This window comes from Marinitoga sp. 1155 (assembly GCF_001021175.1).
Classification (GTDB): Bacteria; Thermotogota; Thermotogae; order Petrotogales; family Petrotogaceae; genus Marinitoga.
The window spans coordinates 121802-138883 of record NZ_AZAX01000012.1 but is presented as its reverse complement, the minus strand read 5'-3'; the positions used below and the strand labels follow the sequence as shown (position 1 = coordinate 138883).

Sequence of the window (17082 nt, the reverse complement as noted above, 5' to 3'; positions counted from 1 at the left end):
TAATAAAAGTGATATAATAGACATGATGAGATATCTATGCCAACTGTAATCATATGGAAACTCCAAGCTTTATGGCTTAGTCCGAAACTATCTTTTTCCATATGATATTTTTAAAGCAGCCTTCAACGGCTGCTTTTTTGTTTTATAATATGAATTGCTTATTAATTATATAAAATCACATATATTTACAAATTTTTAATTAAATAATGTTATCCCTTTATTTAAGCGATAAATATTTGTATAATAGGTGTGATGTTTTAGTGGTATAATAAAAATGCAAATAGTATTTTAAAGCTGGAGGTGAATAAGGTGCGTTCTATAAAAACAAAAATTGCAGCGGTATTTTCTGGGGTTATTATTTCAGCAGGAATTTTTGTGGGTTTGTTTTTGTATTTTTATTTGGGAAATACATTAAAAAATATGGCTTCTGAATCTTCTTTTTCACACCTTCAACAACAATCAAGAGAAATTGAAAATTTTTTCAACGGGTTGGTTCATCAAATAGAACTTGTTTCTAATAAAAAAATATTAAAAAGCATGAATTTTAAAGATTCTATTGAGGTGTTAAAAAAGGATTTAAAAATATTAGATGATTTTTCTATGTTATTTATTGCAAATATAAATGGCGATGCTTATACAACTTCAGATGTGAAAACAAATATAAAGGATAGAAATTATTTTAAAGAAATTATGGCCGGTAGTGAAATTGCCATTAGTGATGTGTTGATTTCTAAAGCAGATGGTTCTTCAATTGTTGTTGTCGCTCATTCAATTAAAGATGAAAATAATAATACAATTGGATTGATTGGAGCAACAATTTCAATAAATAAATTTTTATCTTTTTTAACTTCAGATGAAGAAAAAAATATTCATAGTTTTATAGTTGATTCTAAAGGTATAATTGTTGCACATTCTTTGAAGGAATTTGTTGGAAAAAATGTATATGATTCTAGTTATAATGGATTAAATGAATTAGTAAATAAAATGCTAAACGGTGAAAAAGGATATGGAAAAATAGAAAGTAATAGTGAAAAAAGAATATTATTTTATGTTCCAATAAAGAATTTAAATTGGGCTGCTGCAATATCTATTCCAGAAAGTGAACTTTTAGGTGATACAAAAAGGTTAATACAATTCTTTAATATAGTGGTTTTAATCGCAATGATAATATCTTTGATAATTTCACTGGTGTTGGGTAATTCTATTTCAAAGCCATTAATAGATTTGGCAGAAAAAGTGAAAAAATTTGGTGAAGGAGATTTAACTCAAAAATTTGAAATAAAAGGTAAAGATGAGATTGCAAAAATATCTGAATCTCTTAATTATATGTCTGATAATCTTGTTAATTATTTAAAGGAAGTGAGAAAGTCTTCTGAAGATCTGGAAAATATGGCGAATGATATAAATAAAAATGTTGAAATTCAGACTGAACAAATGCTTATGATTAATGAAAAAACTGAGAAAATAAATGTAAGTTCAGATTCAGCTGCATCTTCTGTTGAAGAAATTAATTCAGGTATAGAAGAGATAACAGCCGCTGCGCAAAATATTTCAGAGAGAGCACAGAGTTTATCGAAAGAGGCTTTTGATGTTTCAGAAACAGCAAAAGAAGGAAATGAATCAGTTGTAAAAATTGCAGAAATAATATCTCAGGCGGTGGAACAATCAAATAAAACAGTGAATACAGTAAAAGAATTAGTATCAAATGCAGAAAATATAGGTCAAATAGTGGAAACTATAGAAAACATTACAGAACAGACAAATTTATTGGCATTAAATGCAGCAATTGAGGCAGCAAGAGCTGGAGAAGCAGGTAAAGGATTTGCCGTTGTTGCGGATGAAATTAGAAAGTTAGCAGAAGAGTCGAAGAAGGCTACTGAACAAATAGCCCAGATTTTATTGGAGATTCAAAATGGTGCGAATGATGCCAGCGAAGCAACGGAGAAAACGGGATATATAATTAAAAATGTTGAAAATGAATCATTAAAGATAGAAGAAAAGTTTAAATTAATATTGGATAAGATTCAACAGATTACTGTAAATATCGAAGATTTAAGCTCCAGTTCTGAGGAGCAGAGTGCTTCAACTGAAGAAGTTTCAAATGGTATGGATAAAATAACTCAGGAAGTATCAATGATATCTGATGAAATTAACAGTATTGCGCAATCTATAAATACTCAAAGCGAGAGTGTGAAACAATTGGAGGATTATACTGAAGAGTTAAAAGCAAAATCTGAAACGCTCGTAGAAGGATTAAAAAGATTTAAAATACAATAAAAAGCTCCCTTATGGGAGCTTTTTATTTAATAAAATATAAAAATGGTCGATTTTTAATATGGAGGTGATAATATGAGAATCGATAACAATTTTGAATATTTTAAGTATTCCAGTATAAAAAAAATATCAGAAAAAGGAAATAATGAATTAAAAAGTAAAGAAAAAAATTTTAAAGGTGATGTTTATGTGAAAACAGAAATAGAGTATATGAAAGCAACGTACTCTTCTATGGTGAAAAAAAATATTCAAATTAATCCAAACCGGTGGAAAGAATTAAAAGCAGATTCACAAAAATTATATGATGAATTTAAAACATGGGTTGAAGATAAGATAAAAAAGCAACTTGGTATTACAGATTCAGAAAAAGCAGAAATGAAAAAAGAATTGGAAGATGGACAATGGAGTCCTGAAGCTGTTTCTGATAGAATAATAGAGTTTGCAAAGTCTATATCAGGAGGAGATAAATCCAAAATTAATTTATTAAAAGACGCAGTAAAAAAAGGTTTTGATGATGTTAAAGGAATATTAGGAGGGAAATTGCCAGAGGTTAGTGAAAAAACATATGATCTTGTTATGAAAAAATTTGAAGCATGGGAAAAAGGTGAAGATGAGATTCAAATTGAAAAGGGTGGAGTAGAATATATTAATGTGAAAGAAGAGATAATAAAAGAAGATAAAAAATAAAGGATTTCCATCAGGAAATCCTTTTTTTAATAATATTTTGTAGTATTATAAACAACGTGACAGCAAATATTCCCGCATAACTTGCCAGAGCATCAAACATAGAAAATTGTCTGTAAGGCGATAGTGCCTGAATATATTCACTTGTAACTGGAAGAGTCAAAATGATACTTCCAAAAAAATATAAGAAAAATTTTCTATTAAAATAACTTTTCAAAAATAAAAACATTCCTCCAGCATAAGCCACAAAATGCCAGATTTTGTCTTCACCCTTAAATCGTGTATAATTAAATGGTGGTTTTGGAACAGTAGCAAAATATATTAATATAATAAGGTATATAATGAATAAAATATCCCAGACAATCTTTTTTTTGAAAATTTTCATTGCAAACCTCCAAATATATTTATTATTTTTATTATACAATAATAATTATACAAAAATTAGACAAAAATAAAAAATTAGTATTAGAATTACAATGTCTAAAAAGTCAAATTCACTCAGGCGGCTTGATTGCTAATCCTTAAAATTATTCATTCTCAGCCGTCGCTCAAACAATACATCGTGTATTGTTTCGCTCAAAATTACATCCATGTAATTTTGACGGCTTCCATTTACGCTTAGATTTTTTAGGATAAAAAATCTAAGGGAAAAAGATTTATAATTATATAATAAAAATTATTTTTCCCAATTACCCACTGTAAGAGAGCGATAGCTCAAAAGTTTTTTTATTAAAATCAAATTTTTTAATCCAATAACCCACCGTAGGTGTGTTAAGGGCAATCTTCGAGCCTTCGTTTCATTTGAGACTTTTTAGACAACCTATATTAGAATAAAAAATCAATTATATCAATTTACGCTTAGATTTTTTAGGCAGCCTAATATATTTTCAAAGTAACGGTTAGGATGAATATATTTTTTAGGAGGTTATAAAATATGAAATTAAAAACTAAAATAATAAAGATAAATCCGTTAAATATAGAAATTGAGAAATTAAAGTTAGCAGCAGATAAAATAAAAGATGGAGGACTGGTTGTTTTTCCAACAGAAACAGTATATGGCCTCGGAGCAGATGGATTAAATGATATGGCGGTAAAAAAAATATATAAGGCAAAAGGAAGACCTTCTGATAATCCTTTGATATTACACATAGACAGTCCGGAAAAAATACATGATATAGCATATATATCTGAAGAACTATTTGAAAAAATAAAGGTTTTGATACCTGGTCCAATAACTTTTGTATTAAAGAAGAAAAGTAAAGTTCCTGATATAGTATCTGCTAATAGGGATACAGTGGCTGTAAGAATTCCAGCACACCCAATAGCTAAAAAGCTTATAGAACTTTCAAATACGCCGATTGCAGCACCAAGTGCAAATCTATCTGGTAAACCTAGTCCTACAATAGCAAAACATGTCATAGAAGATATGTATGGCAGAGTAAATATAATAATTGATGGTGGAGATGTGGATTTCGGACTTGAGTCAACAGTAATAGATTTGACTGAAAAAACCCCAACTTTATTAAGACCAGGGCCGATAATTCCAGAAAAATTAAAAGAAATTTTTGGAGATATTATAATTCCGGATTTCATATATGGGAAAAGTAAAGTCGATATTGCAAAAGCACCTGGTATGAAATATCGTCATTATGCGCCTGATAAAAAAACTATTTTAGTTGAATATTCAAATAGAAGGATAGATATAATAAAAGAAATAATAAAAAGATATAAAAAACCATTGCTTGTGTTATTTGAAGAAGATACAAAATATTTCAAATCATATGATATAATAATTTCAGGAGGGAAAAATGAATATTTTAAATTTGCAGTAAATTTATTTGATATTTTGAGAAATGCTGACAGAAAGGATAATGATGTAATAATAATAGAAGGGGTAAAAGATGAAGGACTTGGGATTTCTATAATGAATAGATTAAGAAAAGCTTCATCTGAAATCTGGGAGGAATAATATGAGGTTGTTATTTGACGTAGGAAATACACACATAGTTGTTGGATTATATGAAAACCAATTTTTAAGTGTTTGGCGAATAGGGACACAATCATTTGAAACAGAAGATGAATTGTATTCTCACCTTTTTCCTTTACTGAATAGAATAAATATAGGTGAAAAAGATATAAATGCTGTTGTTATTTCTTCTGTAGTTCCATCTGTAAATTATATTTTGAGCAGATATGCAAAGAAATATTATAATGTAGATGCTGTATTTGTAAGTGGAATTAAGATAAAGGATATGAAATTAGATGTAGATTATCCAAAAGAGGTTGGAGCTGATAGAGTTGCAAATGTATTAGCTTTAAAGAAATATTATGGAAATAATGCAATAGGAATAGATTTTGGTACGGCAATAACAATAGATGTAGTATATAAAGGAAATTTTATAGGTGGGTCTATAATTCCTGGGATAAATACCCAGATGATGTCGCTGTTTTCTAAAACTGCAAAATTACCACAGGTGGAATTGGAATTTTTGAATTATTCAGTAGGGAAAAATACAATAGATAATATTCAAATAGGGATAATCAAGACAGTTGTATATGGAATTCAACAATTATTGAAAGATATTGAAAAAGAATATGATACTAAATTCAAAATTGTTATAACAGGAGGAATTGGAAAATCCTTAAAAGGGGTTATTCCAGAATTTAATATATATGATCAATATTTAACTCTTAAAGGATTGAATGTTTTTTATGAGATGTATGAAAGGAGATAACAATGAAGCATTTTCTGCTTATAAATCCCTGGGTATATGATACAGCAGCATATGATTTCTGGCAAAAACCATTAGGTTTATTATATATTGGAAGTATATTAAAATATCATGGATTTGAAGTTAATTTAATAGATTTAATGAATAGATACGATGAATATTTTAAAGAAATAAATTTTATTAAGGATAGATATTACGGAACGGGTAAATATTATTATGAACAGGTGGAAAAACCGGAAATTATTAAAGATATTCCAAGGAAATTTAAAAGATATGGGTTGCCAGAAGAAGTATTTATAAAGAAATTAAAGGAATATAAAAACGTAGATGGAATTATTGTTACGTCTGTAATGACTTATTGGTATTATGGAGTTTATAAAACTATAGAAATAATAAGAAAAGTATTTCCAGAGAAACCAATATTTTTAGGTGGAATATATGTAAATGTTATGCCTCTTCATGCAAAAAGAACATTTGAAAAATTGAATGTTAAAGTAATTAATGGAACAGGAAATATTGCAATTAAAAAGCTTTTTGATTTTTATAATATAAATATAAAAAATATAGACTGGTTTGAAGAACTTGATCCTTTCTATGATTTATATTCTGATGTACCTTATATAGTAATAACTTCTTCAATAGGATGTCCGTTTAAATGCACATATTGCGTAACACCACGTATGTGGAAATATCAAATAAGAAGTGTGAAAAAAATAATAAAAGGAATAGAAAATATTTTATCAAAAAAGAAAGTTAAAGATGTGGTTTTTTTTGATGATGCATTTTTGATACATCCTCAAAAGGAAGAACTATTAGAAAAACTTTCTCAATTTAAAGTTAGATATCATTTGCCAAATGGTATTCATGCAAAATTAGTCAATAAAAAAATAGCGAAACTTTTTTCAAAAGCTAATTTTAAAGTAATAAAGTTGGGTTATGAAACATCAGACGAAGAAATGCAGAAAAAAACAGGTGGTAAGGTAAGCAACGAAGATTTAATTAGAGCTTCGAATTATTTATTAAATGAAGGATTAAATGAAACGTCAGCTTATATAATGGCAAATTTACCTGGACAAAAAGTTAATGATGTAATAAAAGGAATAGATTTTTGTATGGAACTTGGTATTATACCATCTGTTAATGAGTTTACACCAATTCCAAACACTCCACAATATATGGAATTAGTGTCAAAAGGATGGCTTGAAATAGATACGGATCCTCTACTTTTGAATAATTCAATTTTGCCATATTGGTGGGATTATGGTATGAATGTTGAAGAAATAGAATATATCAAGGCTTATTTAAGAGATAAAAAATCTCAAAAAAGAGGGATTTAAAATGGAAAATATTAAAGAAATAAAAGAATTAATTGAAAATCTTGATAATCTTGAAAAATTAATTGATAGAATAATATTAAATGAAGATTATGAAGTTCTTCCAAGAATTCTTGAGCAAAGAAAAACAGTGATACAAAAGATGGAAAGATTTTCTACTTCAGATTTGATAATAAATAGAGTAAAGAAACTATTGGAAGATGATAAAAAAAGAATGGATAAAATAAAACCAGAGATGGAGAGAATAAAAAAACAGCTTAAAACCACAAATAAAGGAAAATTAGCAATAAAGAATGGGTATATGAAAGTTCAGGAAGAAATTACAAAAAGAAGATTCAATTCAAATGGGTAGGTGATTTTATGAAACCAAAAGATATAAAATTTTTATCTAAAAAAATAATGGAGTCAGGTGAAATACCTTTAATATGGGGACATTTTGGTGTAGGAAAAACGGATATAATAAGAGAAATTGCAAAAGAAAGTAATAGAGAATTGATAATACTGGTTATATCTCAAATGGAACCGGGAGATTTAATAGGATTACCGTCAAGAGATAATAACAAAACAGTTTTTTTAAAACCAGATTGGTGGCCAGAGAAAGATAATAGTATTATAATGATAGATGAAATAAACAGAGCTCACCGTTCAATAAGAAATGCGATTATGCAATTATTGCTGGATAGAAGAATTCACAACCACATATTGCCAGAAGGTACTTGGATAGTAGCAGCTGCAAATCCACCAGATGAAGATTATGACCAGATAGATTTGATAACAGATCCAGCATTTATGTCCCGTTTTTTTCATATTAATTTAAATGCAGATGCAGAGGAATGGGTACAATGGGCAAGTGAAATGAAATTATCAAAAGAAATTATAGATTTTATAAAAAAATATCCTGAGTTTATTTCAAACGGAAAAAATGTCTCTTTACATTTGGATTTAAAGCCAAGTCCCAGAAGTTGGTATAAATTAGATAGAGTTTTAAAAAATATGACTGAAGATGAAATTAAGGAATATGGTTATATATTGGCATCCGGTATAGTAGGTCCAGAGGCTGCAAGAACGTTTGTTAATTTTCTTGAAAATAGCGAAGACTATCCAATACCAGAAAAAATTCTTTTTGAACTTGATAATAATATATTAAATAAGATAAAGAAAATGAATATATCAGAAAAAAATACAATGATATTAAGAATAAATAAATACATCGAAAATCTTGAAGAAGATGATATTATAAAAATACTGGATAATTATGAATATAAAATAATGGCTGAAAATATAAAAGAATTATCAAATATAATTTCAAAAGATTCTGCATATTCAATTTTAAGGAATATAGATCATTATGCATCTAAGACAAAAGGACTGAAAAAAGCATTTTTTGAAAAGTTATTCGAAGAGTTGGCAATTGTTTTGGATAATGTAAATTGGTTAGAAGAGATTTAACAGTATTATGATATAATAACTTTGAACATTAAATTTATTGTTGGGAGGGGTTAAAATGCCTTATGTAGATACTAAAGTTATTTTAGAAAATGCAGATAAACATGGATATGGTGTTCCAGCTTTAAATATTAATAATCTTGAATTTTTACATTATATCATTGAAGCTGGAGTGAAAATGAATTCACCGGTTATTATTGAAACAAGTCAAGGAGCAATGAAATATGCCGGGAATGGAGATTTCAGGAAAGGTGCAGAAATATTTGTTAAAATGGTAAAAACATTTGCAGCGCAGGTAGATATACCAGTATCTTTGCATCTTGATCATGGGAAAAGTTTTGAATATATAGTTGCAGCAATAAAAGCTGGTTATTCATCAGTTATGATAGATGCTTCAGAACATCCTTTTGAAGAAAATTTGAGAATAACAAAAGAAATAGTAAAGATAGCTCACGCAGCAGGCGTTTCAGTAGAAGCAGAATTAGGTCAATTAGCAGGTGTTGAAGATGAAGCAGTAGCAGAAGAAAATGTTTTGGTAAATCCCGAAGAAGCAAAAATCTTTGTTGAAGAAACAGATGTTGATTTCTTAGCACCAGCAGTTGGAACATCACATGGAGCTTTCAAATTTAAAGGTAAAGCTAAAATAGATTATGATAGAATAAAAAAAGTAAAAGAATATGTTAAAAGACCTCTTGTTTTACATGGTGCATCTTCGGTAGTTCCAGAATTTGTTGAAATAGCAGAAAAACACGGAGCAGATTTTGGAGGTGCTAAAGGAGTTCCATCTGAAATATTAAGAGAGGCCGTAAAATATGGAATTAATAAGGTAAATACAGATACGGATTTAAGAATAGCCTTTGTTGCTGGTTTAAGAGAATTTTTAAATGGAAATCCAAAAGAATTTGATCCAAGGAAATATTTTAAATTGGCAAGAGAATATACTATAAAAGTAATAACAGATAGAATGGAAGTTCTTGGCTCTAATGGAAAAGCAGAATTATTTTAATAAAAAATAAGTCTAAACTCTCAGCTTAGCTGAGAGTTTTTATATTATTAAAAAAAGAGGTGATCAAAATATATTTTTCAATATTAAGTCCAGTTGAAACAAGGATAAAAATAAAACGTTCTGAATTTATTGGCAATGTAAAGAAAGTAAATACAGAAAAAGAAGCAAAAGAATTTATAAAAGAAATTTCATCTAAATATAGAAATGCCACTCATAATTGTTGGGCGTATAAAGTTAAAGAAAATAAATTTAATTATTCCGATGATGGAGAGCCCTCTGGAACAGCTGGAAAGCCAATTTTTGGTATTATTGAAAAACATAATTTGATTAACATAGTAGTTGTAGTTACACGTTATTTTGGTGGAATTAAATTAGGTGTAAGAGGATTAATAGATGCTTATTCCAGTTGTGCGGAAGAAACAGTATTAAATTCAAAAATAGGAAAATATATAGATTTAAAAATATATGAAGTTAAAACTGATTATTCCAGATATGCAGAAATTGAAAGGTTATTAAAAAGAGTAAATGGCTGGAAAATTACAAATCAGGAATTTATGACTGATGTAAGATTTGAAATAGCTATTGAAGAAAATGAAGAAAGCAATATATTGGGAATTTTGAAAAGTAAAGGTAAAATTAAATATTTAAGAACACAAGAAATAGGAATATGAAAAGTTAATATTAATAATTAAAAAACTGGAAGTATATAATTGTACTTCCAGTTTTTTAGTAGAAAATATATAAAAATATGATTATAACAAAATAATACTAATTAAGTATAGTATAATTAAATTATATTTAAAAATCGAAATATTCCGATATTGAAATATATCAAAAATAGGTATATAATTTTAGTGAATAAAAAATTAATAAAATATTTATATGCTTTTATAGTAATTTTTTTGTAATCTGTATTTAATTTATTGCTTAAGGGGGGATGAAATGAATAAAAAAATAAGTTTTATAAGTTTTTTTATAGTATTATTTTTTTCTTATTTATCTGCATATTATGTTTTTTTCTCAAACAAATCTTTTTATACAATGCTTATTTTAATGTTTTTCATATCCTTTTTATCAGTGATATTGAAAGGAGATTTTAATATTAAAGTAAATATGATAGAAATTGTTATGATATTCTGGATATCTATATTATTATATTTTATGTTTTGGATATTTAGATTTATAGTGAATTTTTTTGAAATATTTAGAGAAGAAATAGAAAGTTTTTATTATGTAATAAACAATCAGAAATTCCTGGCAATTCTTATGATAGTATTTTTCATATCATTATTTGAGGAAATAATATGGAGAGGGTTCATTAGTAAATTTATTATAGATAAAGTAAATAACCCAATTATTGCTTTATTATTATCTTCTTTATTATATGCATTTATATATATACCAACACAAAATGTGATTTTAATTTTATCTGCCTTTATTATTGGATTTATTTTTTCTTTTGCTTATTATATTACAGGAAATGTGGCTGTAAGTATATATACTCATATTATATGGTTAGTTTTGGTGATTATAATAATTCCATTGAGGTGATTATATGAGAAAAATAACAAATTTTTTAAAATTAATTGTAGAATTCATAATTTCATTATTCCTTTTTGCATCATTAGCAATAAGTGTATTGCTTAATTTGATAAAACCATTTGAGAAACTTATGTTAATTTTATTGATAGTGATTATTATTGGAGGAATATTGCTTGTAATAACTATAGAGGTAACTTCTACAGATGCATTTTGTTTAAGTTGTCATCCGTATTTTAAAAAAGAATTTTATGAATCACCTCATGGTAAAGCAGATGTTTCTTGTGCTGATTGCCATATCCCTGATGATATAACAGGGTTTACAAAAGCAAAATTGGGTGGGTTAAAAGAAGCATGGATTTATTTTACAGAAGGGCATCCTGAAAATAGAGAAGATTGGTATAAAAATTATAAAGAACACTGGGAAAAAATTGCTTTAGAAGAAAATCTTTCCGTTGATACATGTTTAGAATGTCATGCTGAGGGAGAAGAAAAACCTTATATGGAAGTAGAATTTTATGGTATGAAGATACATGAACAATTAAAGGTTGAAGAACAGGGGTTATCTTGTTTTGATTGCCATTATAATTTTGTTCATGGTATAGAGGAATGGGAGGGGAATAAATGATTTTTAAATGGTTAAAATCAATCAAACTGGCTGTAATATTAATGATAATTATTTCTATTTTTTCTGCATTGGGAACATTTGTTCCACAACATCAAATACCTGAATATTATTATTCAAAATATGGCGCTCTTTTTGGAAAATTAATAGTATTGTTACAATTAGATCATTACTCAAATTCTATACTTTTTGGTTTTTTATTATCTTTATTTTTTATAAATACACTTTTTTGTACTTTATTTAGAATTTTAAAAATATATCCAGTTATATTTTCAAATAATGTGAACACTAATAATATTGTATATTTTGAAGGGAATATGGATGAATTGATAAAAAAACTAAAAAAAAGCAAGTATAAGGTAAAAATAAAAGAAGGAGAAATATTTGCAGTAAGATCTTTAATTGGGAAGATAGGTCCTGATTTTATACATATTGGGATATTAATAGCTATAATAAGTGGGTTGATAATAGGTTTAACAACACAAACAGAAACATTTTATTTATCTCCAGGTGATGAATTTCAAATAGAAGATGAAAAGCTTATGCTTATGGATTTTATTGTTGAAAACTATGATAATGGAATGGTAAAAGATTGGATATCCAAAGTGAAATACAAAAATAATATTGCAAATATTGAAGTTAACAAACCTTTAAATTTAGAACATGGAAGATTATATCAATGGTCTTATAAAATAGGATGGAATGTAAAATTGTATTTTGATGGATTGAATTATACTTATGAAGGTCCTGAGTTAAAAGATTTTGATGTTGAAAATTATCATATAAAAATAAGTAGATTTATCCCTCATCTTAAAGTGAAAAATGGAAAAATCTTTAATATGAGTAATGATCCTGTTAATCCTGCAATTTTAGTTGAATACTATGATTATTTAGGGATAAAACTTGCGAGACAATGGGTTTTTGAAAAAATAGATTATCCTTCAGATCCCCCTGGCTTTAATATTAAAGCAAAAATAATAGGATATGAAAAAATTGAAAAAACAGGATTGTTATATAGTACATCAAAAGGGGATACTGGAATGTTTATAGCTTTATTAATTATATCATTGGGTGTTATTTTTTCAATAAAGCGTGATTATAATAAAATAATAGCTTATAAAGAAAAAGATAAAATAAAAGTAATAATATATGAAAAAAAATATCTATCCGAATTTTAGGGGGGAGAATATGACAGATATAACATTTTATACTATATCTTTTGGTATTTATTTAGTTGCATTAATAATTTCTATAATATCATTATTTTCAAAAAAAGATGTTTTTGAAAAAACAAGTGTATATGTATTATTGATTGCAGGATTTGTTGAAACACCAGGACTTTTGTTGAGAGGTATAAAAATGGGATTTTTTCCAATAACCTCTACATTTGAAGCAGTGACTTTTATAGCTTGGTTAGGTACTTTTGTAGTGTATTATTTTTATAAAAAATATAAAATAAATAAACAGGTTATTTTTGTATCAATAGCTACCTTAACATCTTTTTTTGCAATTTCATCATCCCCTTTAGTATCCTCTGAAATATCTCCACCAGTTCCAGCATTGCAAAGTTATTGGTTAGTTTTGCATGTTTCATTTGCTTTTATAGGAGAAGTCTTTTTTATAATTTCATTTGCTTCGGCATTAATATATTTAATTTCCAAAGATCCTGAAAAAAAACAAAAAATGGATGAGCTGACTTATAAATCTATATTAATAGGTTTCCCTTTTTTTACTCTTGGAGCTTTAATATTTGGTGCAATATGGGCAAAATATTCTTGGGGAAGATTTTGGAGCTGGGATCCGAAAGAAACATGGAGCTTGATAACATGGTTTTTTTACGCTGGGTATTTACACTCGCGATATTTGATGAGTTGGAAAGGTAAAAAAAGCATAATTTTAGCAATTGTAGCTTTCATTCTTATGATATTTACATTTTTTGGAGTAAATTATTTGTTATATGGATTGCATAGCTATGCATGAGGGGGGATTTTTATGAATGTTTTAGTTTGTATTAAACAAATACCAGATACATCAAATGTAAGAATAGATCGCAAAACAAATAATTTAATTAGGGAGGGTATTCCTGCTGTTATAAATCCAGATGATTTAAAAGCACTTGAATTAGGAGCACAATTGAAAGAAAAATATTCTGCGAGAGTCGCAATATTAACAATGGGTCCACCACAGGCAATAAATGCTTTGAGAGATGCGATGATTTTTGGTCTTGACGAAGCTTTTCTGTTAAGTGATAGGGCATTTGCAGGAGCAGACACACTCGCAACAACTTATGCATTAAATTTAGGAATAAACAAAATAGAAACAGAATTTGGAAAATTTGATTTGATACTCACTGGTAAGCAGGCAGCTGATGGGGATACAGGACAGGTGGGACCAGGAATTGCAACAAGACGAAAGTATTCTTTGGGGGCTTATGTGGAAAAAATCGAAGAAATAAATGATACACATATAATAGCTTTAAGAAGATTGGATAGAGGGTATGAAAGAATAAAAATAAAAATACCAGCCTTATTAACTATTACTGAAGAGTTCGGAACTCCAAGATATGGTTCTTTACCAGATTTAATAAAAGCTATAAAATATCAACCTAAAATCTTTAATGCAAAAGATATAGGAGCAGATTTAAAAAAATGTGGTTTTTTTGGTTCTCCAACTCGAGTTGTAAGAACGAATATTCCTCCGGCAAGAAAAGGTGGAGATATAATATCAAAAAATGAAAGCCCGCAGGAAGTTGTGGAAAAATTATTTGAAGTTTTAAAATCATTTGAATCAATAAGGCTTTCCGAAATGTTTGAAAAAATTTTAGGATGTGATAAACTATGAAACATTCGCACATTTTTGTATTTATAGAAACCATAGGAAAAAAAGCACATCCTGTTTCATGGGAATTAATTTCAAAAGCAAAAGATTTATCTTTTAAACTTGAAGGAAGTGACGTTTGGGGAGTAATTTTAGGTGAAGATTTAGAGCATATATGCAAAGAAACCATTTATCATGGAGCTGATAAAGTACTATATGTAAAAAGTTCAGAATTAAATGACTATATAAATTATAAATATCAAAAAGTTATTGTTGAAATGGTAAAAAAATATCAACCTGAAATATTTTTGATAGGAGCAACATTAGAAGGAAGAGAATTAGCAGGAATGATTGCAACAGAATTGAAAACAGGATTAACTGCTGACTGTACAGGCCTTGATATTATTCCGGAAAAAGAATTACTTGCTATGACTAGACCAACATTTGGAGGAAATTTGATGGCAACAATTTTTTGTCCAGAACATACTCCGCAAATGGCTACTGTAAGACCTGGCGTTATGAAAGAATCTTCTTTAGATTTTAATAAAAGAGGTGAGATAATAATAGAAGAATACCAATTTAATCAGATAGATAATCTTATAGAAATAATAGAAGCGATACCTGTAAAAAGTGGTTCTAATTTGCAATATGCTCAAATAGTTGTTTCTGGTGGGAATGGTGTTGGCGGAAAAGAAGGTTTTAAGATGTTAAAGAGATTAGCAGAACTTTTAGGCGGAGAAGTAGGAGCATCGAGGGCAGCGGTAAAAAAAGGATGGATTGAATCTGAACATCAGGTTGGACAAACAGGAAAAACTATTAGACCTATCGTATACTTTGCATGTGGAATTTCCGGAGCAATTCAACATATTGTTGGTATTAAAGAATCTAATATTATAATAGCAATAAATAAAGATGAGAAGGCCCCAATATTTGATATTGCTGATATCGGAATAGTAGGTGATTTACATAAAATAGTTCCCGCTTTAATTGAAGAAATTGAGAAAAGATTAAAAAGCGGGGTGAAAAAATGATTGAATACGATGTAATAATTGTAGGTGCAGGGCCAGCAGGATTATCTGCAGCATATAAATTAGCCACAGCAGGAATAAACGTAGCAGTTATTGAAAAAGGAGAATATCCTGGTTCAAAAAATGTGATGGGAGGGGTTTTATATTTAGATCCGTTAAAAAAATTAATTTCAAAGAACATAATTAATGAATTAATAAAGAAAAAAGTAGTAGAAAGAAATATAATAGAGCAAAATATGTGGATATTAAATGATGATGGTGTTGTTAAAATAGGTCATAGAAATGAAAAATGGAAAGATAATCCTAATGCATATACTGTATTAAGAGCGAAGTTTGATTCATGGTTTGCAGGTAAAGTATCAGAAGTTGGAGGATTGATAATTCCAAAGACAAAAGTAGAAGATTTTATTTACGAAGATGGAAAATTAATAGGGGTGAAAACTTCAAGACCTGAAGGAAATTTGAAGTGCAAAGCTGTAATTATAGCTGAAGGAGTTAATCCGATTTTAACAATAAAAGCCGGATTAAGAAAAGAAGATATTAAGCCTAAAATGGTTGCTATAGCAGTAAAAGAAATAATTCCAATGCCAAATGAAAAAATAAATGATATTTTTGGCGTAAGATTCGGAGAAGGTGCAACAATTGAAATAATAGGAAGTTGGTCAAATGGAATGATGGGAATAGCATTTTTATATTCTAATAAAGAATCAATATCTTTAGGAGCGGGGGTTTTATTGGAGGATTTAATGAAAAATAATTCAATTAGACCATATGAATTATTACAAAAATTGAAAGATAATCCAATAATTACAGATTTATTAGGAGAATACAAAAATTCAGCAAATGAATATATGGCGCATTTAATACCGGAAGGTGGATATTATGCTATGCCAAAAATTTATGGTAATAATATTTTGGTTGTTGGTGATGCTGGTATGATGGTTAATTCAATACATAGAGAAGGTTCAAATCATGCTATTACTTCTGGGATGCTAGCAGCCAATACTTTAATAGAAGCATTTGAAAAAAATGATTTTTCAGCAAAAACATTAAAAAAATATTATTTAAAATTGAAAAAGACATTTATAATAAAAGATTTAAAAAAGTATAAAGATCTTACAACAATTATGGAAAAAAACCACCAATTTTTTGAAGTATACCCAGCATTAGTGAACGATGCTGCTTATAAATTTTTAAATATCGATGGTACGCCTAAATGGGATATGCAAAAAGATATATTTGAGATGATTAGAAAAAAAAGAGGATTAATAGGAATAGCACTTGATGCATTGAAATTTTGGAGAGGTGTGAGATAATGAGAATAGAAGATAAACTATTTTTAAATAGATATAGAGCAGATGAAGAAAATTCACATTTAAAAATAAAGGATATGGGAGTTTGTGAAAAATGTGAGAACAAACCATGTATAAATTGTTGTCCAGCAGGAGTTTATGAATGGGAAGGGGAAATAATGGAAATTAAATTTGAAGGATGCCTTGAATGTGGAACATGTAGAATAGTATGTCCTTATAATAATATAGATTGGAAATATCCAAAAGGAAATTATGGAATTCTTTATAAATTTGGGTAGGTGATT

At 28.0% G+C, this 17082-nt stretch carries 18 protein-coding genes; 17 read left to right on the top strand and 1 reads right to left on the bottom strand.

The annotated features are described in order from the left end of the window. The first annotated feature begins 309 nt into the window (after window positions 1-309). Together X274_RS05445 and X274_RS11535 are read left to right on the top strand one after the other, a co-directional pair. Entirely contained in the window at window positions 310-2277 is a 1968-nt protein-coding gene (locus X274_RS05445; RefSeq protein ID WP_047265788.1) for a methyl-accepting chemotaxis protein, read from the top strand. A 72-nt stretch (window positions 2278-2349) separates the two neighbouring features. Beyond that, entirely contained in the window at window positions 2350-2961 is a 612-nt protein-coding gene (locus X274_RS11535; RefSeq protein WP_052913186.1) for a hypothetical protein, read from the top strand. A 10-nt stretch (window positions 2962-2971) separates the two neighbouring features. On the opposite strand, the gene X274_RS05435 is transcribed toward X274_RS11535, so the two are convergent. After that, a complete protein-coding gene (locus X274_RS05435) occupies window positions 2972-3343 on the bottom strand; it encodes a hypothetical protein (protein WP_052913185.1) in 372 nt (123 codons plus the stop codon). A gap of 549 nt (window positions 3344-3892) precedes the next feature. Between X274_RS05435 and X274_RS05430 the strand changes: the two genes are divergently transcribed. The 15 genes from X274_RS05430 to X274_RS05360 all read left to right on the top strand — a co-directional run bounded on the left by X274_RS05430 (window position 3893) and on the right by X274_RS05360 (window position 17076). Beyond that, window positions 3893-4927 (top strand): L-threonylcarbamoyladenylate synthase, encoded by a 1035-nt coding sequence (locus X274_RS05430; RefSeq protein WP_047265787.1) that lies wholly within the window; start codon window positions 3893-3895, stop codon window positions 4925-4927. Between the two features lies 1 nt (window position 4928). Further along, window positions 4929-5693: a type III pantothenate kinase gene (locus X274_RS05425; protein WP_047265786.1), complete on the top strand. Its 765-nt coding sequence runs from the start codon at window positions 4929-4931 to the stop codon at window positions 5691-5693. 2 nt (window positions 5694-5695) lie between these two features. Continuing rightward, a complete protein-coding gene (locus X274_RS05420; protein ID WP_047265785.1) occupies window positions 5696-7027 on the top strand; it encodes a B12-binding domain-containing radical SAM protein in 1332 nt (443 codons plus the stop codon). A 1-nt stretch (window position 7028) separates the two neighbouring features. Beyond that, window positions 7029-7376, top strand: coding sequence for a hypothetical protein (locus X274_RS05415; RefSeq protein ID WP_047265784.1), 348 nt, complete (start codon window positions 7029-7031; stop codon window positions 7374-7376). A gap of 8 nt (window positions 7377-7384) precedes the next feature. After that, window positions 7385-8473 (top strand): AAA family ATPase, encoded by a 1089-nt coding sequence (locus tag X274_RS05410; protein ID WP_047265783.1) that lies wholly within the window; start codon window positions 7385-7387, stop codon window positions 8471-8473. A 55-nt stretch (window positions 8474-8528) separates the two neighbouring features. Then, the gene (gene fba, locus X274_RS05405; protein WP_047265782.1) at window positions 8529-9476 is read left to right on the top strand and encodes a class II fructose-1,6-bisphosphate aldolase; all 948 of its coding nucleotides are present in this window, start codon (window positions 8529-8531) and stop codon (window positions 9474-9476) included. Between the two features lie 59 nt (window positions 9477-9535). Next, a complete protein-coding gene (locus X274_RS05400) occupies window positions 9536-10147 on the top strand; it encodes a YigZ family protein (protein ID WP_047265781.1) in 612 nt (203 codons plus the stop codon). Window positions 10148-10418: 271 nt separating this feature from the next. Beyond that, window positions 10419-11027 (top strand): CPBP family intramembrane glutamic endopeptidase, encoded by a 609-nt coding sequence (locus X274_RS05395; protein ID WP_047265780.1) that lies wholly within the window; start codon window positions 10419-10421, stop codon window positions 11025-11027. A 4-nt stretch (window positions 11028-11031) separates the two neighbouring features. Continuing rightward, entirely contained in the window at window positions 11032-11643 is a 612-nt protein-coding gene (locus tag X274_RS11530; RefSeq protein ID WP_052913184.1) for a NapC/NirT family cytochrome c, read from the top strand. Next, window positions 11640-12818 (top strand): cytochrome c biogenesis protein ResB, encoded by a 1179-nt coding sequence (locus tag X274_RS05385; RefSeq protein ID WP_047265779.1) that lies wholly within the window; start codon window positions 11640-11642, stop codon window positions 12816-12818. Before X274_RS11530 ends, X274_RS05385 begins: the two co-directional genes overlap by 4 nt. 10 nt (window positions 12819-12828) lie before the next feature. Next, window positions 12829-13620, top strand: a complete 792-nt coding sequence (gene ccsA / locus X274_RS05380; RefSeq protein ID WP_047265778.1) for a cytochrome c biogenesis protein CcsA — start codon at window positions 12829-12831, stop codon at window positions 13618-13620. Between the two features lie 12 nt (window positions 13621-13632). Continuing rightward, entirely contained in the window at window positions 13633-14481 is an 849-nt protein-coding gene (locus tag X274_RS05375) for an electron transfer flavoprotein subunit beta/FixA family protein (RefSeq protein ID WP_047265777.1), read from the top strand. Next, window positions 14478-15488 carry an electron transfer flavoprotein subunit alpha/FixB family protein gene (locus tag X274_RS05370; protein ID WP_047265776.1) on the top strand — a complete coding sequence of 337 codons (1011 nt, stop codon included), beginning with the start codon at window positions 14478-14480 and terminating at the stop codon, window positions 15486-15488. Before X274_RS05375 ends, X274_RS05370 begins: the two co-directional genes overlap by 4 nt. Then, entirely contained in the window at window positions 15485-16801 is a 1317-nt protein-coding gene (locus X274_RS05365; RefSeq protein ID WP_047265775.1) for an FAD-dependent oxidoreductase, read from the top strand. The genes X274_RS05370 and X274_RS05365 overlap by 4 nt, the downstream gene beginning before the upstream one ends. Continuing rightward, entirely contained in the window at window positions 16801-17076 is a 276-nt protein-coding gene (locus X274_RS05360) for a ferredoxin family protein (RefSeq protein ID WP_047265774.1), read from the top strand. The genes X274_RS05365 and X274_RS05360 overlap by 1 nt, the downstream gene beginning before the upstream one ends. The last annotated feature ends 6 nt before the right edge of the window (window positions 17077-17082 follow it).

Coding starts and splice junctions, on each gene's coding strand:
- X274_RS11535 (WP_052913186.1), top strand. CDS start 2,350: ATGAGAATCGATAACAATTTTGAATATTTTAAGTATTCCAGTATAAAA.
- X274_RS05435 (WP_052913185.1), bottom strand. CDS start 3,343: ATGAAAATTTTCAAAAAAAAGATTGTCTGGGATATTTTATTCATTATA.
- X274_RS05430 (WP_047265787.1), top strand. CDS start 3,893: ATGAAATTAAAAACTAAAATAATAAAGATAAATCCGTTAAATATAGAA.
- X274_RS05425 (WP_047265786.1), top strand. CDS start 4,929: ATGAGGTTGTTATTTGACGTAGGAAATACACACATAGTTGTTGGATTA.
- X274_RS05420 (WP_047265785.1), top strand. CDS start 5,696: ATGAAGCATTTTCTGCTTATAAATCCCTGGGTATATGATACAGCAGCA.
- X274_RS05415 (WP_047265784.1), top strand. CDS start 7,029: ATGGAAAATATTAAAGAAATAAAAGAATTAATTGAAAATCTTGATAAT.
- X274_RS05410 (WP_047265783.1), top strand. CDS start 7,385: ATGAAACCAAAAGATATAAAATTTTTATCTAAAAAAATAATGGAGTCA.
- fba (WP_047265782.1), top strand. CDS start 8,529: ATGCCTTATGTAGATACTAAAGTTATTTTAGAAAATGCAGATAAACAT.
- X274_RS05395 (WP_047265780.1), top strand. CDS start 10,419: ATGAATAAAAAAATAAGTTTTATAAGTTTTTTTATAGTATTATTTTTT.
- X274_RS11530 (WP_052913184.1), top strand. CDS start 11,032: ATGAGAAAAATAACAAATTTTTTAAAATTAATTGTAGAATTCATAATT.
- X274_RS05385 (WP_047265779.1), top strand. CDS start 11,640: ATGATTTTTAAATGGTTAAAATCAATCAAACTGGCTGTAATATTAATG.
- ccsA (WP_047265778.1), top strand. CDS start 12,829: ATGACAGATATAACATTTTATACTATATCTTTTGGTATTTATTTAGTT.
- X274_RS05375 (WP_047265777.1), top strand. CDS start 13,633: ATGAATGTTTTAGTTTGTATTAAACAAATACCAGATACATCAAATGTA.
- X274_RS05370 (WP_047265776.1), top strand. CDS start 14,478: ATGAAACATTCGCACATTTTTGTATTTATAGAAACCATAGGAAAAAAA.
- X274_RS05365 (WP_047265775.1), top strand. CDS start 15,485: ATGATTGAATACGATGTAATAATTGTAGGTGCAGGGCCAGCAGGATTA.
- X274_RS05360 (WP_047265774.1), top strand. CDS start 16,801: ATGAGAATAGAAGATAAACTATTTTTAAATAGATATAGAGCAGATGAA.